The following is a 21,870-nucleotide window of genomic DNA, read 5'->3' as shown; positions in this document are numbered from 1 at the left end:
TTTGTTGTTTATAAGGTAAACTCAATACCTAAAGAGAAGTTTCTGGTGTTGGGATAGATCGCACCATTTGTCGTGTTGAGTTCAGGATCCCACAACTTGAACTTGCTCCAGTAAATAAGATTGAAACCTTGTCCGTATACTTGTGCACTTCTAAATCCAATTTTCTTAACCCATTTATCAGGTAAGTTGTAGCCAAACGCAAGACTCTTTAAACGGAGAAATGAAATATCTTTTACCCACCATGTGCTTGCAACTGCATTGTTCCTGTTTGCTGCATTACCATACGCAAGACGTGGATAGAATGCTTTTGGATCAGGGTTTGCTTCTGTCCATCTGCTTTCAGCGATCGTAAGCAAATTGCTTCGTTCCGGACCAGTGCTGTTGTTAAATGGAATAATACCATCGCCACCCAACAAACGATCAGCACCGCTAACACCCTGGAAGAATGCACCTAAATAGAAACGTTTGAATTCAACATTAAAACCAAAACCATAGATCCAGTTTGGCACATCACCATTACCAATTCGACTGATGTCGAGGTTGTTGATCAACCCATCACTGTTGAGATCCTTGTAACGGATATCACCCGGTCTTGGTTTGCCACCTAATGGCGTTTGATCAGCTGCGTTATCAATTTCACGTTGATCTGTAAAGAGTCCAAGTGCTGTATAACCATAAGTTGAAAGCGCATTGTAACCTCTTCTTTCCATGTAAGGATATGGTTGTACCGGTTGATCATTTTCCATGATCATATCACGGTTATACGTAACTGTTCCTCTGAAATCCCATTTGGTTTCGCCCCAGTAGAACGGTGTGGTTTCAACTGTTGCGTCGAAACCTGCATTGTTAATAACGCCAAGGTTGCCAAATGGATTATTATTCAAACCAACATAAGAAGGAAGGCTTGCTCTTTGAAGGAATACACCTGTTCTGTGTTCTTTAAAGAAATCGAGAATGATCGATAATCTTGAATCGAGTGTTTTAAATTCGATACCAAGATCCTGTTTGCGTGATTTAGACCATTGCACGGGTGCACCATAATCCTGTATCTGTACACCGCCACCACTGCCTTGGTTGCTTGTGCCATTACCCCATGTATAACCGGCTGCACCATCTGTTACTATCGTTAAGAAACCAAAACGACGACCACCAGCACCGGAACCTACTAAACCATCCGAGTAACGAAGTTTAAAGAATTGAAATACGCCTTCCAATGGCTCAAAGAATTTCTCTCTTGATACTACCCAACCCACACCAATGGAAGGGAAGAAACCGAAACGTTTTTCTGGTGCAAAGTTTTCAGAACCGTTGTAACCGAAGTTTACTTCAGCAAAATATTTCTCCTGGAATGAGTATGTACCACGTCCGGCAACACCCATACTTCTAAAAGGAAGCGAAGCTGTTAAATTAGCTGCAAACGCATCAATATATGAACGTTGGTTGTAAAGGACCAATCCTGTTACACGATGTTCTTTTTTAAACTCACGGTCATAGTTCAACGCTGCTTCAAGGTAGTATGATCTGTTACCACCATTTGCTCTGCTATAGGCAAGGTTATCAGAACCTGAAGTAATAACAGGCAACAGATTAACAGAGCCATCAGGATTGTAAGGAGTAACAGGATTTATTTTATACGTATTACGCTGGCGTGTGCGGCTGATAGTTTGTGAGTTAAACGCATCGAACGAATACAACGCATAGGCTGATAATCCGGGTAATATCGCTTTCAGATCCTGTGTGATCTTTGCATTTGAATATACCTGGTTACTTGAGTTGTTTATATAACCTGTTTGCGTAATTTCTTCGTAAGGGTTACGTTGAGCATTTGCGGCATTGATACCCGGCACTAAATTTCCCGGATACATTACGGGATAGAGAATAGGTGTTGTTTGCATCACTTCTCTGAACGCCTGTTGTGCATTAAAGCCCGGTGTATTTAAATTGGTGATATAACCTTGCAAACCAAGATCAAATTTGGTGGTCTTTGTCCAGTTCATATTAATGTTACTGGTAAAGTTGTAACGTTTGAAACGTTGATCTGATTCATAACTCTGCGAGCCATCTGACTTCAGCAAACTTTCTTCATCGTAATAAGCAAGTGCCACATAGTAGTTCGCCAATTCCGCACCGCCACTTGCACTGAAATTAAAACGACGTGTTACACCCGAATTGTTGAAGATCTCTTTCATCCAGTCAACATTCGGATACAGGTAAGGTTGGTTGCCTTTTAATGTTGAATCAACATAAGCCTGTGAATATTCTGCAGCTAAACCGGAAGCAACACGTGCTTCATTGCGTAAACGCATGTAAGATTCTGCACCGGTTAATTGAGGCAATTTGGTAAAAGCAGTAATCCCCTGGTTGTAGTTGAACTTCAACACAGCCTTTGCTGCTTTACCTTTTTTGGTGTTGATGAGAATAACACCATTTGCACCTGCCACACCATAAACAGCTGTAGCCGATGCATCTTTTAATATTGTAAAGGAAGCAATGTCTTCAGGGTCGAGTGAGTTGATATCACGACCCTGTACACCATCAATAATAACCAAAGCACCTGAACCGTTTGGCCCAAAGGTAGAGATACCCCTGATCCAGAGATCAGCAGTGTTCTCGCCCGGTAAACCTGTACGTTGTACACCAACGATACCTGATACACGACCGGCCAGTACTGTACTGAGATTAGCAACCGGCTGCTTTAACTCTGTTACGTTTACTGTAGACTGTGCACCTACAAGGCTTACTTTTTTGGCTTTACCAAAACCTACAACTACAACTTCTTCCTGGCTGCCCTGTTTGGCATCCATGATCACCTCAAAGAAGAAATTGTTGTTTACCGGCCTGGTTACTTCAATAAAACCTACGTAAGAAAATACCAGCACATCGCTGGCTGATACCTGGAGAGTAAATTCTCCTTTCTCATTGGTGGTAGTGCCGACTTTGTTATTACCCTGAATGGTAACACTCACATCGGAAATAACTTTGTCAAGTCTGTCCTTCACCACACCGCTTACCCGTATTGTGTTCTGGGCAGTCGCTCCCACAGCAAGAAGACTGAAACACAGCAGTAAGCAGAGAAAAGGTTTACATGCAATTGTTTTGCTCATAAATAGTTTTGGTTTAAGAAAATGATAGCAATACTAATTTTTATAAAATCATGCTGTGGTCAATACAAACCGAACAAATAGTTAATGAATACTTAACGTGAAAAGTTTGGCGGGCGGAAAGCAGTTATTTTGTACTTTCCAAGCTGCTCGTAAAACCAGTGTAGTGCTTATGTTTAAAGGAAACAGGATTTTTTTATTCAAGGTTATAGCAATTATCTGCACACTCATTCTATGCCTGGTGCAGTTAATTCATATACGTAATATTTACAAACTTGAAGAGAAGGTGTATAATATTGATGAAAAGAAGATCATTAAAACGGCTTATGAAGAAAGCATTGTAAATGACAAAGTATTTCCTGGAGCTGTAAAGATCATTGACAGTATTCTTTATAAAGAGTTTGATAACCTTGAAACGTTTGCCTTACACAATACGGATGCATTTAAGAACCTTTCAGCTCGTTTGTGCGATACCTTGTTCAAAGCTTTGAATGAAGCCAATAACATGGATGTATTTTTAGATTCGATCAAGAAAAAGCATAACCTCAGCGCCAATCTTGAATATGCATTATTTATTGAGCATTTCGCCATTGCTATAGAGCCTAATCAGTATTTCACGCTATTTTCAAGTACTGAGCCTGACTATAAAACTACTGTGCCTTATTTACAACATCATGGAGCCAGGATCGGCGGTACATTAAAAACCTATAGCCCGCAAACGCTTGCTTCTGCATTAAAAGTAAGTGCAACAACTGCACGTAGCTATCGTATGAATTTTGCTCTGTATTGCGACAGGCCTGATCGTTTACAACAGATCGTTTACAAAACGCTGCCGCAAACAATACTATCGGTGTTTTCGATCATCGCTATACTTACTATTTTCTTTTTAACCTTTGCCAATTGGATCAGACAAAAGAAAGCGAGTGAAATGAAATCGGATTTTATCAATACGATCAGCCACGAATTTCAAACACCATTAACAACCATCATTATTGCCAATAAAACCATTGAAAACGAAAATCAGATCATTAAGAGTCAAAAGCTCGACAATCTTCATAATATCATCAAACGACAAAGCGAACGTCTTACGATACTGATGCAACAGGTCATTGAAACCGGCGGCGAAAAACCCGTCCGGCTTGTATTGGAGAAACATCATATCAACAACGAGCTGGAAGAAATTATTTCGGATTACCGCATCAATCTTGATTTGGCAAATGCTAACATAACATTTGAAAATAAAACTGATGAAGATTTGGTGTTGCTCGATAAACTTCACTTTACGTCGATCATATTGAATGTGCTCGACAATAGTGTTAAATACAATCACAAATCGTTAAAAGAAATTATTGTTACAACTTATGCGAAAAGCAGTCAAACGATTGCGATCAGTATAAAAGATAACGGTGATGGAATGAGCAGTAAGGTAAAACGAAAAATGTTTCTTAAGTTTTATCGTAATCCATCGCTGGTAACCAGCAATGCGCCTGGCATAGGGCTTGGCCTGTATCATTCCAAGCAATGCCTTGATGCACACGGATGGGATTATGAAGTGATCAGCAAGGAACAGGTTGGCACGGAGTTTATCATTTATATCCCGATTATATCCGGTGAATTATAAGATCAATGATTGTAATGTATTAACGAGGAGAAAATGACAGAAAAAATACTTTTTGTGGAAGATGAACAGGATCTGGGTAGTCTTATCAAACAATATCTTGAGACGAAAGGATTTGATATTGACTGGTATGATAATCCTAAGAACGCCTTAAAAGCATTCCGGGAGAATGCATCCACCTATGGTCTTTGTTTACTGGATGTGCAGATGCCGCAGAAAAGCGGATTCGAGTTAGCAGAAAACATTGTGAAGATAAAAGAACATATACCTTTTGTTTTTCTAACTGCCCGCACAGAAAAGAAAGACCGGCTCACGGGATTGAATATTGGTGCTGCTGATTATATCAGTAAGCCTTTTGATATTGATGAGCTGGCATTGAAGCTGAAAAATATTTTGAAGATGACTTCCGGTGCTGTTGCGCCGAAAGTGCAACTCTCAACTTATATGATCGGGGATATATTGTACAACCGTGAGCAGCTTACTGTAACAACACCTGATAAAAAAGTAGCTAAACTCACCACCCGTGAAGCAGAGCTGATCGAATACTTTTATCAAAACAAAAATAAACGTATTAAAAAAGAAGACATCCTCATCCGCATTTGGGGGGAGAATGATTACTTTCTTGGAAGAAGTCTTGACGTGTTTATCTCACGCCTGCGGAAGATCTTCGCTCAATCGAAAAAGATCAGCTTGAGTAATGTGTATGGAGCCGGGTACATATTTAATGTGGAAGAAGAAGTGTAAAACTGCTCAACAATTTGTTTGAGCAACTTGCAGCTAGCATATAACTGTTATATGTTCAACTGATCTGTACTCTACATCAGCTTCCAATAAAAAATCCAACTAAGAAGTTCAGGGAAAATTACAATTATCACAACAGGATATTTGTGTAGTGTGTTTAATTCACCAGCACTTCATCTACAAATAACCATCCCTTATCTCCTTTACCCGGATGCCAAGCCGGTAGTTTACTTACAGTGTTACCTATGATCTTGATATATTTTACGGTAGATGGGTTGAACTTACATTCATAACCCCGCAGCGACGATGGCTGAAGCATTGTTGGTTGTGTTGGCTTTAAAGTACCAAGCAACTTCATTTTCTTCATATCATCGCCCCCCCAAATTTCAATACTTGATGGAGGCATAATATAACTCGCAACATCAATCAACGTACTAAGTGTTACGCTTTTTACAATAGTTGGTTTATTGAATTGCAGCAAAGCTTCCATTCTTGTTTGTCGCCATGCCAGCCAGCTGCCTAAGCGGAAATTTAATTCACCTTTTATATGATCCGATAACATTTTGCCTTCTCCTTTATATGCAGGATCGGGTTGCAACAGGAATGATACACTATCAGCTTTATAAGTACTTCTGTAAAAATTCACTTCTATGATATCGCTGCTTATCCAGCCTGGTTTGTAGGCTTTTGCTTTTATAAAAACATTTCCATCGATCATTTCTCCGGGTTTAAATACCGGTGACTTTAGGCTGTCAGGATCGCTGCCATCTTTCGTAAACCGGATAGTCGTTCCGTTGATGTAATGTTTCAGCTTTAATGGGATAGGTGAAGTGATGATCGATTCTTCATTCTGCACAATAGGTGTTGATAATTTCAAAATCAAAGTATCACCTTTAAAACCTGTTTCAAAGCGAATGTTTTTCATTTGCGTTTTTACTTTCTCCATATCAGCTGAAGCGACAGGCATATTCCATGTATAAACTGTTTTAAGTTGCGGAAAGCTTTGTAACTGTTTCAACTGTTCTGCAGTAACTTTTGTACCGGATATCGAAAGGCTTCTTAAAAATTTTAACCGCTTCAACTCTGTAAGACCGGCACCGGTAATCGCAGAAAAGCTCAGGTTAAGTTTCCGGAGATTTTCAAACTCACCGATGATCTTCATATCCACATCTTTTACTGGCATTTGCGACAGATCAAGTGAAACGATCTGCTTTTTTATTTTAGACAATTCTGCCAGCTGTTCTGCTTTAAACAGTTTACTGTTGAAAAAACTCACATTCAACGCCGGTGACTCAAGTGCTTCTGCAGCAACCACCCGGTTAACTGTATTGAGATCTTTAACAACAGCAGCATCTGCTTCATCAAAATCATATTCTGCTGTTTCTGCAGCCGTCAAAATATTGTTTGCCACTACAAACAATGAATCATCTGTTGCCAGATCAGCAACACGCAATTTAAAATCTGATCCTTTTTTTATCCAGTGTCTCAATATTACAATTTCATCATCTGTTAATTGAGGTTTGCCTTGTGGTGGCATATGCTTTTTCTCTTCAAGTGGTAAATGTATTCTTCGTAACAACAAACCCAAATCGGCAGAAGTACTATCCCATAAAACTCCGTTCTTCCCTCCCTTCAACAACGGTTCTTCTGTTTCCATTACCAGTTCGCCTTTTGCTTTTTTGCTGTTATGGCAGGAAATACATTTGGCTTCAAGTATGGGCTTCACCAAGTGGGTATACAACTCCGCCTCTTCAACTGATACAGCAGCTTGTTTTTTTTCAGGTGTTACAGGAGCCAATACAAAATTCTCTCCATGTGTTATGCCAGCGCCCTGGTGACCTGCAATGACAATCAGCACAAGTGCCACAATAGAAGTAGCAAAAGCTGTGATCTTCCTTGCTTGTAACATGTTTTTGAAAAAACACCACAGCAACATAAAAAGTGAAATAGCGACCCCACTCCATTTGTGCCATTGCAAAGCATCAGTATCATAGCCTTCTTCTTTTGATAAGAAAAATCCTGCCAAAGCAGTAATGGCTGAAGTAAAAGCAGCTAATTGTAAAATAAGATCAGCGATATACAGATTGTGATCATCCTTTGTTTTCTGTGCATGAAAAAACAACACAAGCAATGCATACATGACCACTAACACCACAGGAAAATGCAATACAAGTGGATGTGTGCGCCCAATTACCTGTAACCATAGCGGCACTGATATCCTGTTTTCGAAAAATAACAGGAACAGCAACAGGCAATTCAGCAAAAGAGAAATATTGAACAAACTATTCTTTAGACGTAACATGATTAATATACTTGTATTTCATCAATGAATAACCAGGCGTGATTGTCTTTGCCCGGATGCCATGCAGGTATTTTCTTTAATGGATATAATATCAGCTTCAGCTTATTTGCTTTGACCGTAATTTTGGGAATAATTTCTCGGGCATCAATTTGTTTTTGAGATGGCCGTTCGCTACTAAAAGTTTCTTTACCCAATGGAAGATAACTTTTTTTAGCCTCATCGTAATAATACAAGATCACCTGTTCAGGTAAAAAGATCCAGCTGCTTTCATTCTGCAAAATGTCTACCAATACACCGTTGATCGTTTCATTCTTTTTTAATTCAATATCGATTTCAACTGTATCGCAGTCATAGCCTAACCATGCACCTGAACTGAAACTTGTATTCCCGCCGATATGATCGTTCAGCAGATTCTTATTATTCGTTGTGTATTTTGGATGAGGTGTGGTAAAACTGATTTGTTGTATTACTTTACCTGTCTTTATAAACTCTACGTAAACCGTTTCTGATGGAAGAAAATCTTTTCCTATAGCCTTCGCTTTTATGCTTACCCTTTTACCTGCAATTACTATTGGCTTTGTGTAAAGCAGATCTTTCGGTGTTGGTTCATCACCGTTAATTGTGTAACGGATTTCGGCACCAGGCTGCTCAAACTTTATTTCAAGTGTCGTCTCATCTTGAAAAAACACAGATCGATAGTTCAATACTGGTGGTGCCAGTTGAAATAACTGTTGAGCAAAACTGTATTGGGTAATAGCCAGAAGAAAAAGGAACACTAGTCTTTTCATAAAGGCTGGAGTTTGTAAGGATATACTTGCCCGCTGTTCCATTGTGCTACATACAGGTTTTCTTCATCATCAATACAGACATCATGTGGGTATTGAAAAACTTTGATCGTCTGGTACAGTTCATTCGGTTTATTACCTGTATAAGCAGGTGTATTGCCACCGAGGTTTGAGATCACTTTATAGTTTATATCGAGTATTGTTACAAAACCCGACTTGTCGCCTTGCCGTGCATCTGTTTGCAAAACCGCAGCATACAAATAATCGCCTTTTATAACTGGTCGGCAAACCCATGCTCCGGGTAATGGAATGGTATCAATATAAACTCCATTTAAGGTGTATCGTTTAAACGCATGTTGTTGTCGTGAAGTAACCACAAGACAAGGTTTGTTCTTATCCCTGTAATCAACGCAAATGCCATGCGCATTTAATAAATGCTTTTCTTCATTTCCTCTTCCTCCGAAATGACGGATATAGCTGCCTTTGTAATCGTATTGAATAATAAAGTCTTTTCCATAACCATCGGCTACATAAATATCACCATTAGCAGCAATGGCTGTTTCTGTTGGAACATACTCATCTGCTTTTGTGTATGCACCTGTTTCTTTTGGATAGTCCAATGTCATTAATACTCTCCCATCTATTGTGGTTTTAATTACCTGGTGGCGATTGTTATCACAAATGAATAATGTATCAGTACCGTTTTCATTAAACAACGTAAGCCCATGTGCACCCGGATATTCATTTCCCCAGGTTGTGATCAGTCTCCCGCTTTTATCATAGATGAGGACGTTATTCTTTGTTTCATTGGTCAGCAGAATAATACGCCCCAATTTATCCTGCACCATTTCATGACAGTCTTTTACAGGGTTGCGTGCAAAGTCTGCCTGGCTCCAGTTGGTATTGATGCGATAACGTTTATGGTTATGCCCGAGAATGATTTCGTTCTTTTCTGAAGCAGATAATAACGGACTTGCATACAATGATGCTGTTGCCAGAGAAGAATGTTTAATGAACGTGCGGCGATTCAACTTTAGTTTTTTAAGTATGATTTGCTCTTCTTGATTTAAATCTATTCGTGTTGTTCTAAGTACGAACTGCGAAGTTGGAAGTACGTACCTCGTACTTCGTAAATCGTACTTCTGTCTTCCTGCTTTAGGCAATCAATCCTTTCACCACATTCCCTGCTACATCAGTTAACCGATAACGCCTGCCCAAGTGTTTAAATGTAAGTTGTTCATGATTCATACCCATCAGGTGAAGCACTGTTGCATGAAAGTCGTGCACATGTACAGGATCTTTTACAATGTTGTAACCAAACTCATCTGTTTCACCATACACACCGGGCTTTACACCACCACCTGCCATCCAGATGGTAAAGCAGCGTGGATGATGATCACGACCATAATCTTCTTTCGTTAACGGCCCCTGGCAATAATTTGTGCGACCAAATTCTCCACCCCAAATCACCAATGTTTCATCGAGCAAACCTCGTTGCTTCAGATCGGTAATAAGCGCTGCCGATGCTTTATCAACATCAGCACATTGGCCTTTTATCTGACTTGGCAGATTGTTATGCCCATCCCAACCCTGGTGATATAATTGCACAAAGCGAACACCATTTTCAGAGAGTTTTCGTGCAAGCAAACAGTTTGCTGCATAAGTACCGGGAGTTAAACAATCGGGTCCGTATAATTTTATAATGTCTTCCGGTTCTTTACTTAGATCGGTTATATCAGGTACCGATGTTTGCATACGATAAGCCATTTCGTATTGCTGCACTTTTGCCTGTATTTCCGGATCACCAAATTCTTTATAGGTTTCCTGGTTTAGTTCAGCAAGGTTGTCCAACATCTTGCGCCGCTCATTTTTATCTATTCCATCCGGATTGTTGAGATACAACACCGGATTGTCACCACTGCTAAACTGTACACCTTGGTGAACGGAATCAAGAAAACCATTCGACCATAATTTCGAATAAACACCCTGGCCATTTCCCTTTCCTTTTGAAAGTAACACACAGAAAGCAGGTAAATTTTTATTCTCACTTCCCAAGCCATAACTAAGCCATGAACCCATACTTGGCCGGTTACCTACCTGCGCTCCTGTTTGAAAAAAAGTTAATGCAGGATCATGATTGATTGCTTCGGTATGCATACTGCGTATGATGCAGAGATCATCTACCACTCTTGCAGTATGCGGAAGCAGATCACTGATCCATGCTCTGGCTTGTCCGTATTGATTGAATTGAAAATAACTTCCTGCTAACGGAAACTTTGCCTGGTCGGCCGTCATACCTGTTAAGCGTTGCCCCATGCGGATAGATGCAGGCAGATCCTGTCCATGCATTTTTTCCAGCATCGGTTTATAATCAAACAGATCTAATTGCGATGGCGCTCCGTTTTGAAAGAGATAGATAATACGCTTGGCCTTCGGTGCAAATTGAGGCAAGCCGGCAAGTATTGCTTCTTCCGTATTACCACCAAGCATATCAGGAACAAGTAATGAGCCTAATGCCATACCACCAATGCCCATTCCAAGTCTTGATAAAAAACGGCGACGGTTTAGATTTAAACCATGTTCAAGAATTTGTTTTTCCATCATCAGGTTTTTGTAATTGTTTCTTCCATGTTGAATATGGTATTGATGGCTTTCATCAACGCAGCAGATTTATTTTTATCCACTTGATTACTCTGTGGATATTCACCTGCCTTCAATATGATCGTTGCATCAGATTTTTTCTGTTGAAATAATTGCAGCTGTTCGTTGTAGTACTTCTCCAGTATACTTACTTCTTTGGCTGATGGTTTTCTGCAAACGATCAGTCGAAAAGCTTTTGTTATTTTATCAGCTACTGCCGATTGATCCAGCATTAATTTTTGTGCAAGCACTCTTGATGCTTCCAGTACAGCGGGATCATTCATCATGATCAATGCCTGCAATGGTGTATTTGTTTTTAACCGCTTCACTTCGCATTGATCACGGTTGCTGGCATCAAACATGGTCATACCCGGTGGCGGTACCGTTAATTTAATAAATGTATACAGCCCCCTGCGGTACAGATCATCTCCATGATCCTGTCTGTATACTGCTAGTACGCCTCTTCCTGAAGTGGCAGCTTCCCAAAGACCTTTGGGTTGATAGGGTTTCACACTTGGCCCGCCAATTGTTTTTACCAGTAATCCACTGCTGGATAAATAGAGATCACGAATGAACTCTGCTTTTAAACGGATACGTGGACCTCTTGCTAAATAAACATTCTCCGGATCTTTCTTCAATTGCTCTTCTGAAACTTTTGCTGACTGACGATAGGTTGCTGATGTTAATATCTGTTTCACTAATCGTTTTACGTTCCATCCGTTCTCCATAAAATCAACCGCCAGCCAATCGAGTAATTCAGGATGAGAAGGAAGCTCGCCCTGCATACCAAAGTCACCGGAAGTTTTTACCAAGCCTCTTCCAAAGAATTCCTGCCACATCAGGTTCACAAAAACTCTTGCTGTCAGCGGATTGCTTTTATTCACTGTCCATTGGGCAAGCCCGATCCTGTTACGTGTAAATTTGCTTGTATCGAATTTCATTACGGCAGGAATAGCTGCAGCTTTCACTTCTTCACCGGGTTGATCGTACACGCCACGGTTCAACACAAAAGTTTTACGCAGTGTATCTCTTTCGCCCATTACAGACACAGTAAGGTTACCGGTATCTTTTGTATTGATGAATGAGAGAATATTTTTCCGTTCTTCTGCACTGATAGTGAGTATTGGATTCTTTGCCGGTTTTGATGCACTTACATCACCTTCAAATCCTGCTTCTTTTGTGTTGTTGAAAAAAGCAAGGAAGGAGTAATAATCTTTTTGAGAGAATGGATCGTATTTGTGATCGTGGCATTGTGCACATTCAATTGTGATGCCTAATATTCCTTTACCAAAGGTTTTTGTTTTATCGACGAGGTATTCCACACGATATTCTTCAGGAATCACACCACCTTCTTCTGTATACTTATGATTACGGAAAAATCCTGTTGCCAGTATTTGCTCTTTATTTGCTTCGGGCAACATGTCACCTGCAATTTGCCAGGTAAGAAACTGATCATAAGGAAGATTCTTATTGAATGCATGGATCACCCAATCTCTCCATGGCCATTGCGACCGTATATTATCATCCTGGTAACCGTAGCTATCTGCATAGCGGGCAACATCCATCCAGTGCACAGCCATCTTCTCACCATACTGTGGACTAGCCAGCAATTCATCGATCATTTTTTCATATGCGAACTCAGTTTTGTCATTTACAAATTTGTCCATCATCTCAATTGATGGCGGCAAGCCGGTTATATCAAGTGCAATTCGTTTTAATAAACGTTCCTTATCAGCTTCTTCATTTTGTGCAAGACCCTGTTCTTCCAATTTGCTCAGGATAAAATAATCGATCTCATTTTTTGCACGATCCTTATCATCTATTTTTGGAAGCGGAATTTTCTTTGGGGAGGCAAATGCCCAGTGCGATTCATATTTTGCACCTTGCTCGATCCATTTTTTAAACAGGTTTATTTCATGCTCACTTAAAGCACCCAAATGCGATTCGGGTTCGGGCATCATGTATTCGGGATCAGTTGAAATGATGCGCTTATACAATTCCGAATTTTCTGGATCCCCTGCAACTAATGCATAAGCACCTTTTGTTTCTTTGAGTGGTGCGAAAGCACTGTCGGCAATGTCAAGACGCAAACCTGCAGCCCGTTTGTTACCATCAGGACCATGACACTTAAAACATTTGTCGGAAAGAATGGGGCGGATATGAAAATTGTAGCTGACAGTTTTTGGAATTGAAGAAACATCGCTGCCCTTACTGCGAAAGCAGGATGCAGCTAACAGTAGAATGGAACAAATAGTTACTATTGTCCAGATAGTCTTTTTATACATGGCAATCGTATAGCTTTTTGAAGGATAGCGATCAATCATGATCGTTCTGATGATTGGTTATCCTCGCCAAATGTAACGCAAATTAATTTTTTTAAGAAAGTTGAAAAATAGACAATTGGGATGAAATGATGGAGTATTCTATTGGCAATACCAATGTTAGCAGCATGTTGTTCGTCAGCTTACTCCACCCCGAACTTTTCTTTTCTAAACGTTTTCCTATCTGCCTCATTAAGAACATGTGCGGTCTTAGGTCGTGTCAAACCTTTTAACAAGAGTTGGTCATAATAATCTTCACGATACATTACGTTCCAAGGTTCAAGTCCCCAATAAGCATTAGCCAAGTCTGTCATAGCTTTGCATTGTCCATATGATGAACTTCCAATGTCACCAAACCTTCCACCACTTCCGCTACTTGGGTTAAGCGTCACGGTTTGATTATAAAGAATGTTCCAATGTCCATTGTTTAACAAGTCGCCGTTTGATAAATGAAGAATTGAAATGGGCTGCAGTCTCTTAAATTGTTCTTCTGTCAAAGTTGAACTGTCTGATTGTAAATTGAACAAAGCACAAGTGCAGTATTTTTTGTCTAAAACTTGTCCGAATGCGAATGTGTCATTTAACAAAGGAATTGAAAACACATCTCCTGTTTGCCATTCCTTAGGTTTAGGTCTGTTCTTTTTAGCAGCTTTGAGAAGTTCGGTTATTTGTACGGTGTCAAGCTGTTGAAATGAAACTTTAAATTTTTCTGTCGCAAGTTCTTCGATTGCAGTAATTACTACAACTAAAGTGTCAGCGTTTGATGTTGTAATATGTGTGTTGTCAGCTTCATACTCAATAGAAGCCTTTGGCTTAACATTTTTTAGTTTGCTCCGTAATTTTTTTACAGCGTCACTTTGAAACTCGTCTTCAAATAATTCAGCTAAGTCGTGAAAAATTGAAAAATAATTTTGATTTTCGTCAGGTAGATTAACCTTAATTGGTCCGACTTGAAATTGATGCTGTGTCATTTTACAATTGCTGCTAACGTCAAGGCATTTGTGCTGTTGGGGGCTTCATCTATTCGTCGCCCCCGGCAGCGACTGCCGAACGAAGAACTAAAGTAGAAAATATATTCTGTTGCTCAATAGTAAATGTCAAGCTGGGACAAAAAGCTGAACAGCGTACAGAAGTTGAACGACGCTTTGCGTCGCACCCCAATAGCACAAATGCGTCTGTTGTATGCCTGTTTTTACTTTTTATAATCAAGTAATGTCCTTATCTCATTTGCAATTATCACAAGTCCATATGTGTCTGGCTCGTCATGTTCAAGTTCTTTTCCGACGAATCGCAAAGGAGTTGAGTATTTGTCTTCTCTTCCTGGGCCAATATAACCCACAAGGAATATTTTATCTTTCAATTCAAAATTGTCAATGTTTGTACCAATTAAGAGAGAGCCATCCAGTTTTAAATATTTGTCAAGAGTCCGTTGGTAATTAATCGGTATTTGTTGATTTTCTTTTATGTCTAACTTAAAGTCCGGCTTCCAATGTTTTACGATTTTATAGGCAAATGATTCATGAACCGTATTCTCTATTTTGGGCAAAGGTGTCATATTACTGATTAGACTAAGCGTACGGTCATATTTAAGATACCCTTCGTCAGTTACGTATTGTGTAAATGCTGAATCTGAATGTTCAAAAGGGTTATTGTTGCCTAACCCGTAAATCAGAATGTCATTGTATACTTTCTGCAATGAATTGATTAAGGCTGAGTCTTCTTGTGGCGTCTTTTTGCTAATAAAAAAAACATCAATACCAATTAAAATTGGTTTAAGACTGTCAATCTTCAATAATATTTTGCTGATAAACTCTCTGTTACCATCCTCAATATTTACTAGAACAATGTCTGGGTCAGCCGACCCGACTAAGTTGACCTTTGGCACAGGATTTTTACAATTCAGAAAAAATGAAAAAATAAAAATTAGATAAATGGGAACTCTTGTCATAAAATGGCATACAACGTTCGAGTATTTTCGAAGGCAGGGAATTTATTGATTGTCAAGCCCGGTACAAATGCCTAATTGAAAATATGTTCTTGAAGTTATGAACTAAAGCTGAACATTGAACGTCGAGCCCGAACTGCTGCCGATGTCTTCACATAGCTGATGTTACATGGTCCAGCCCTGCTTTTGCAAATACTTTTGTTGGCTGATGTTATTCTTCGTCCACCCAGCCAATTATTTTTGAAAGCCAAGGAATTACTGTTGTTGTCCAACTTTTTGTCTGGTTAGACCAGGTCATTATTCCTTTTGGATATGCAAGGTTTGAACCGATGTCGCCAAACTCTATTGCAATAACTCCGTTTCCAACCACTTCATTTGAACACCAATACTTTGCTATTTCTGAATTATTGTATTTTAATATAGTTCCATCATTGTCGGACTTGTTTGCTGTTGAAAAGCCAAAACCTAATTCGTAAAAAGGATAGTCTTTTAAAACATTTTTTAAAGTGTCAACCAAGTGATAAGACCAACCACTACTTCTGTAAACTAACTGACCAATTTCATCTGTAAAAAACCTTCCATTTGTTTTTCCATTATTAACTGTATCAAGAATAAAGAACATTGTGTCCGAATTAGTGTTAATATCATACTTGCGAAGCGTCACTTTTGAATAGTCTTTCTTCTCACTGTCAAATTTTGTTTCATGAATTACGTAAAGAAAGACATGATTATTTATCCAATGAGTTTCAATTGTAGGGAATTGACTTGAATACATAATGTTTGGTCCATGCCCCGCATCGGTGACTACCAATACCTTTTTGCTGTCTAGTTTATGAAGCCATATTTTGTACGGAATTTTTGATTGGTCTATAGAGAGATAATGCAATTTATCTGGGGAACTTCTCCTGTCTTTGTCCTTATCCATTTCATCCTGATTGATAAATTTGTATTTTCTTGACCTTAAGTCCAGCATTAGATAGCCTGTTCCAGTAAATATATTATCTCTGTGAAATATTAAAGTGTCGCCATGTGCTGAAATAAAGTCGTCACTTTCTTCCATAACCAATGACTTAGTCTTAATGTCAATTACATTTCCAATACCTGATATTACAAACCTGTTCTTGTAAATAAAATTTTTTCCAAGGTCGTACCGAACATATGAGCCTGCTATACCTTTTCTATTTGTAGGGACACCAAGAATTGTGTCTTTTGAAAGTAAAACTCCATTTGCAAAGTTGTATGAAACGAGATATGTAAAGTTTCCAACTCTTGGGCTGTCAACTCTGTACTCTGCGGCAATAAGTTTTTGGAGCTTTGTCTGTCCAAAGCAACTTGCAAAGAGCAGCAAAAATGTTATTGAAAGTAGGGTCTTCATAATATCAGCCAACACAAATATATATGATATAAGACGCTATATCATAAAAAAATCGTGCTTGAAAATCAATAATTTAGTGTTCAACTTTTTGTATTGTTGTTAGTACAATCCGCAAAAAAAACATAACCGTGCAATACCATCTCATAAGCGCTTATTCACGCCAATAACTGTATATTCATTTCAACAAACAACAGCTTCCCTTTAAACCTTCCACCTTAAACCAGTGAACGCAATCGTTCATCTTTAAAATCCTTCACGCACATCAACACGTGGTCAAATCCATCAAACTCATATTCTTCGTGCATAGTCGTTAACACCACTGCTTTCATACCTGCACGTTTTGCACTCTCCACTCCTTTTGGTGAATCTTCAAATACAATACAGTCGGCAGGTTGAGCGCTTAATCGTTCAGCGCATTTCAAAAATGTTTCAGGATCGGGTTTGCTTACCGCCACATCATCGGCACTCACCAATGCAGAAAAATGATCACGGATATGCAGATTGTCTAACACAAAATCTATATTGAACATGATGGCTGCTGAGCCAATTGCCATTGGAATATCATTTTGTTTTGCCTTTGCAAGAAACGCATCCAAACCAGGTAACAATTTTAAATAAGGCTTGAACTGCTGCTGGTATTGCTTTTCTTTTTCAAGACTCATCACCTGTTTCTCTTCTTCCGTAAAACGGCCGGGGAACATCCGTTCAAGCAGTTCATCATTTTTACCATAACATTCTTCCTTCATTCGCTCCATGGAAATATTTGCACCTAACTCATTCAATATGCCATGCCATGCTTTGATATGATAGTGCATATCATCGATCATCGTTCCATTCAAATCAAATAAAAATGCTTTCTTATCACTCATCTTTTCTTTTTTATCACTTACTAAAAACACGATCGCTCATGCAAATCAACAAAAGATTTTTACATGAGCGATCGTTTATATAAACTGTTCAACTTTTATTTTACCAGAACTTCACATACAATGCTGTAAGAATAAGCAATGTAAATACGATCATGGCAATAACAGAAGGTTTCAACTTGAACATTGACTTATCCAGTTCAAATGCTTTTGGATTAACCTTCGGTCCGGTAAGACTGATACCGATCATGACAGCCATGGTGATAAAGAAGGCCCATCCCATATTGATCAGGAATGGAATTTCATACACACCATCATTGTTTTTGAAAGCGGTGTACATCAATGTTTCATGACCAAATACGGTTACAGCAAAGCTGTTAAAGAAGATAGCCATTACAAAGCCTGTGATTAAACCTGCAACTGCAGCGGCACCTGTTGTACGTTTCCAGAACATACCGAGTATGAACATGGCAAATACACCGGGGCTGATAAAGCCGGTATACTTCTGAATAAATGTGAAGCCACCTTCACCACTGATACCTAACAGATCTTTCCATTCAAACACTACAGCTAATACGATCGATACCAATGCAGCCATTCTGCCAACCCAAACCATGTTCTTCTCTTCCCCTTCATTATATACAGGAGTTGGAGCAGCATCCATAGCGGGAGCATGTGGATCTGCCGCAGGTTTTTTCCTGAAGTATTTCAGATAAATATCCAATGTAAAGATGGTACCAATACTGTTCAGCTTGCCTGCAAGTGATGCAACGATGGCAGCAGTTAATGCAGCAATGGCCAAACCTTTTAACCCTGATGGTAAGAAACCAAGAATTGCAGAGTATGCATCATCCATTCCTCTCAATCCTTCCAGATGACCATTCTTGTGCAACACATAAGCAGCAATACCCGGCAACATTACAATGATCGGCATCAATAACTTTAAGAATCCTGCAAACAAAATTCCTTTACGTGCAGTATCTAAATCAGCACCCAACGCTCTTTGTGTGATGTATTGGTTACAACCCCAGTAGTTCAGATTCACGATCCACTGACCTGCGAAATACATGGCAATACCAGGTAAGATCAAATACTTGTTGACATCTTCCTGCGATGATGCAGCAGTTGGTTTATCTAAGATCATGTGGAAGTGATCCGGTGCCTGATCCATTAATGTTTTGAAACCTGCCATTGCATCTCTGCCCAAACCAAATTTTTCACTCACAATGGTTAATGCAAAATAAATGGTTGCAAAACCACCGATGATCAATACAGCAACCTGTATAACATCAGTGTAACCGATCACCTTCATACCACCCAATGTAATGATGAGTGAGAACACAGCGAGGGCGATCATTACAGTATGTAAATATTCTGGCCCGATCAATCCGCTGATAGCGATCGCTCCTAAATATAAAATAGAAGTAAGGTTTACGAATACATATAAAAACAACCAGAAGATGGCCATGATGAGCGACACCGTTTCGTTATACCTCGTTTTCAAAAACTGAGGCATGGTGTAGATCTTATTCTTTAAATATACCGGCATGAACCAAACAGCAATGATGATCAATGCCAATGCAGCGATCCATTCGTAAGCTGCTACAGCAATACCAACAAAATAACCGTTACCACTCATGCCGATAAATTGCTCAGCCGAAATATTAGAAGCAATTAACGACGCACCGATTGCCCACCATGTAAGTGAACCTTCAGCTAAAAAGTAATCATGTGATGCGGAGATGGTGGCTTTCTTCTTTTTATTGTAAACCCAATAACCGTAACCGGCAACAAGAATGAAATAAAAAACGAAGATGAGAATGTCTAAGCCTGATAAACTGTTCATTAGCAAGTTTTACGTTTTGAAAAAATAGGATGGCTATATAAAAGATTTAAATCTATGAATAAAAACAATTGAATGGTCTACTTATAGAAAACTTGATTCCAACGTAGCTCATTTTTGAATTGATAGAGGTCGGTCTGCTTACCAATGCGGACATACTCGATACCTGCCATCTCCGCAAAATCTTCCATATGCTCTGATGTAAGGTTCTGGCTGTAGCCTGTATGATGTGCTCCACCAGCTAAGATCCATGCTGCACAGCCATCATTCATATTTGGATATGGCTTCCATAAAACCCTTGCAACAGGAAGTTTTGGAAGATCAGCAACAGGCGCTACTGCTTCCACTTCATTAACTAACATTCGGAAGCGGTTACCCATATCAACGATTGATGCATTCAACGCAGGACCTGCTGCAACATTAAACACCAAACGCACAGGATCTTCTTTGCCGCCAATTCCTAATGGATGAATTTCGCAATTCGCTTTTCCATCAGCAATGCTTTCGCAGATCTCCAGCATATGTGAGCCAAGTACCAATGGGTTCTTTGGATCGAAGTGATACGTATAATCTTCCATGAAACTGTTACCACCTTTCAAACCTGTGCCCATCACTTTCATGGTGCGTACAAGTGCTGCTGTTTTCCAATCGCCTTCTCCGGCAAAACCATAACCCTTGCCCATCAAACGTTGTGAAGCAATACCCGGCAATTGTTTCATGCCATGCAGATCTTCAAATGTATCGCTGTAGCCTTTGTAATTTCCATGTTCAAGAAAGTACTGCATCCCTAATTCAATCTTTGCAGCATCACGAAGTGATTGATATTGCTTACCATCCTTCTTCAATGAGGCAACGACATTGTAAGTATCAAAATATTCTTCTGTGAGTTTATCTACATCAGCATCACTTACTTCATTGATCACTTTTACCAGATCACCAATGCCGTGTGTGTTTACACTGTAACCGAATTTCATTTCAGCTTCCACTTTGTCACCATCGGTAACAGCAACATACCGCATGTTATCGCCAAAACGAACGATGCGTGCACCTTGCGAATCGTTCCACCCTGCTGCAGCTCTTGCCCATGTGTTGATACGATCCAATACATTCGGATCCTGCCAATGACCAACAACTACTTTACGTTTCACCTTCATGCGTGTGGCGATGAAACCAAACTCTCTGTCGCCGTGCGCACTTTGATTGAGGTTCATGAAATCCATGTCTATTTCACTCCATGGAATATCACGGTTGAATTGTGTATGTAAATGAAGTAATGGTTTATGAAGAATATTCAATCCTCTGATCCACATTTTAGCTGGTGAAAACGTATGCATCCAGGTAATGATGCCGATACAATTGGTGGCTGCATTTGCTTCGGCGCAGATAGCATATATTTCTTCTGATGATTTTACTGTTGGTTTGAACACAACGTTCACCGGTATAACAGCAGCATCGTTGAGTGAACCTGCAATTTCCTGCGAGTGTGCTGCTACTTGCTTTAATGTTTCTTCTCCGTACAGGTCCTGGCTGCCTGTAACAAACCATACTTCTAAATTTTTAAACGCTTTCATTTTATTAATTATATCTGTGATCGATTAAATGTTTGCTTGTAATAAGAACAGAATAGTTTATGCTTGCCCGTAATAACTATCAGGCCCGTGTTTACGTTCGTAATGTTTTTGACGAATTGAATCTTTTAAACGTGGTGCTGATGGATTGATCTGCTCGGTCAATAATGATGTTTGTGCAATAAACTCAAGTACTGCACTGTTATGCACTGCCTTCGCTGCATTCTTACCCCATGTAAACGGAGCATGATTGCCCACTAAAATCATTTCCACTTCTTCATAACTCAATCCACGGTCTTTAAAACAATTGAGAATTTGAAAACCTGTTTCGTATTCATAATTGCCTTTGATCATGTCATCGCTCATAGGCGCAGCACAGGGAATATCAACCGTGTTGTAATCTGCATGTGTTGTACCGAAAATAGGAATATCCCGTTGCGATTGTGCCCATGCTGTTGCATAAGTTGAATGCGTGTGCACAATGCCGCCGATCTTTTCCCAATGCTTGTACAACACGGTATGTGTTTTTGTATCGGATGAAGGACGGAACGAACCTTCAACTGTGTTTGCATCAAAATCAACGATCACCATTTTATCTGGACTCAGATCTTCGTAAGGAACACCACTTGGTTTAATGGCGAATACACCTAAGCTTCTGTCGACTGCACTTACATTGCCGAAGGTGAACAGCACCAACCCTAATTTGGGCAACTGCATGTTTGCTTCGTATGCTTCTTCTTGTATGTGACTATACTTTCCCATGAA

15 protein-coding genes are annotated in these 21,870 nt (G+C 39.6%); 2 read left to right on the top strand and 13 right to left on the bottom strand.

Going from position 1 to position 21,870, the window contains the following annotated elements; all coding sequences use genetic code 11:
* Positions 1-8: 8 nt before the first annotated feature.
* The gene (locus H4075_RS11400) at positions 9-3,104 is read right to left on the bottom strand and encodes a SusC/RagA family TonB-linked outer membrane protein (protein ID WP_182800973.1); all 3,096 of its coding nucleotides are present in this window, start codon (positions 3,102-3,104) and stop codon (positions 9-11) included.
* A 169-nt stretch (positions 3,105-3,273) separates the two neighbouring features.
* On the opposite strand from H4075_RS11400, the gene H4075_RS11395 reads away from it, so the two are divergent.
* Together H4075_RS11395 and H4075_RS11390 are read left to right on the top strand one after the other, a co-directional pair.
* A complete protein-coding gene (locus tag H4075_RS11395; protein WP_182800972.1) occupies positions 3,274-4,722 on the top strand; it encodes a sensor histidine kinase in 1,449 nt (482 codons plus the stop codon).
* Between the two features lie 33 nt (positions 4,723-4,755).
* Positions 4,756-5,463 carry a response regulator transcription factor gene (locus H4075_RS11390; RefSeq protein ID WP_182800971.1) on the top strand — a complete coding sequence of 236 codons (708 nt, stop codon included), beginning with the start codon at positions 4,756-4,758 and terminating at the stop codon, positions 5,461-5,463.
* A gap of 154 nt (positions 5,464-5,617) precedes the next feature.
* Here the strand turns inward: H4075_RS11390 and H4075_RS11385 are convergent, their stop codons facing one another.
* The 12 genes from H4075_RS11385 to H4075_RS11330 form a co-directional block, all read right to left on the bottom strand.
* Positions 5,618-7,762 carry a c-type cytochrome domain-containing protein gene (locus tag H4075_RS11385; protein WP_182800970.1) on the bottom strand — a complete coding sequence of 715 codons (2,145 nt, stop codon included), beginning with the start codon at positions 7,760-7,762 and terminating at the stop codon, positions 5,618-5,620.
* Positions 7,763-7,764: 2 nt separating this feature from the next.
* A complete protein-coding gene (locus H4075_RS11380) occupies positions 7,765-8,550 on the bottom strand; it encodes a chitobiase/beta-hexosaminidase C-terminal domain-containing protein (protein ID WP_182800969.1) in 786 nt (261 codons plus the stop codon).
* On the bottom strand, positions 8,547-9,578 hold the full coding sequence (locus H4075_RS11375) for an NHL repeat-containing protein (protein ID WP_182800968.1): 1,032 nt from the start codon (positions 9,576-9,578) through the stop codon (positions 8,547-8,549). Before H4075_RS11375 ends, H4075_RS11380 begins: the two co-directional genes overlap by 4 nt.
* 124 nt (positions 9,579-9,702) lie before the next feature.
* Positions 9,703-11,151, bottom strand: coding sequence for a DUF1501 domain-containing protein (locus H4075_RS11370; RefSeq protein ID WP_255460176.1), 1,449 nt, complete (start codon positions 11,149-11,151; stop codon positions 9,703-9,705).
* Complete coding sequence (locus H4075_RS11365) at positions 11,151-13,511, bottom strand: PSD1 and planctomycete cytochrome C domain-containing protein (RefSeq protein ID WP_255460175.1); 2,361 nt, start codon at positions 13,509-13,511, stop codon at positions 11,151-11,153. The genes H4075_RS11370 and H4075_RS11365 overlap by 1 nt, the downstream gene beginning before the upstream one ends.
* 140 nt (positions 13,512-13,651) lie before the next feature.
* Positions 13,652-14,479, bottom strand: coding sequence for an Imm26 family immunity protein (locus H4075_RS11360; RefSeq protein ID WP_182800967.1), 828 nt, complete (start codon positions 14,477-14,479; stop codon positions 13,652-13,654).
* A 221-nt stretch (positions 14,480-14,700) separates the two neighbouring features.
* Positions 14,701-15,456 carry a CHASE2 domain-containing protein gene (locus H4075_RS11355; RefSeq protein ID WP_182800966.1) on the bottom strand — a complete coding sequence of 252 codons (756 nt, stop codon included), beginning with the start codon at positions 15,454-15,456 and terminating at the stop codon, positions 14,701-14,703.
* 208 nt (positions 15,457-15,664) lie between these two features.
* A complete protein-coding gene (locus H4075_RS11350; protein WP_182800965.1) occupies positions 15,665-16,828 on the bottom strand; it encodes a hypothetical protein in 1,164 nt (387 codons plus the stop codon).
* A gap of 215 nt (positions 16,829-17,043) precedes the next feature.
* The gene (locus H4075_RS11345; protein WP_182800964.1) at positions 17,044-17,697 is read right to left on the bottom strand and encodes an HAD family hydrolase; all 654 of its coding nucleotides are present in this window, start codon (positions 17,695-17,697) and stop codon (positions 17,044-17,046) included.
* A gap of 100 nt (positions 17,698-17,797) precedes the next feature.
* Positions 17,798-19,540 carry a sodium:solute symporter family transporter gene (locus H4075_RS11340; RefSeq protein WP_182800963.1) on the bottom strand — a complete coding sequence of 581 codons (1,743 nt, stop codon included), beginning with the start codon at positions 19,538-19,540 and terminating at the stop codon, positions 17,798-17,800.
* Positions 19,541-19,617: 77 nt separating this feature from the next.
* Entirely contained in the window at positions 19,618-21,108 is a 1,491-nt protein-coding gene (gene araA, locus H4075_RS11335; protein ID WP_182800962.1) for an L-arabinose isomerase, read from the bottom strand.
* 57 nt (positions 21,109-21,165) lie between these two features.
* A complete protein-coding gene (locus tag H4075_RS11330; protein WP_182800961.1) occupies positions 21,166-21,867 on the bottom strand; it encodes an L-ribulose-5-phosphate 4-epimerase in 702 nt (233 codons plus the stop codon).
* Between the last annotated feature and the right edge of the window lie 3 nt (positions 21,868-21,870).

It is taken from the genome of Lacibacter sediminis, assembly GCF_014168535.1.
Taxonomy (GTDB): domain Bacteria; phylum Bacteroidota; class Bacteroidia; order Chitinophagales; family Chitinophagaceae; genus Lacibacter; species Lacibacter sediminis.
Note: the sequence above shows the minus strand (reverse complement) of the source record. Positions and strands in the feature narration are given on the sequence as shown.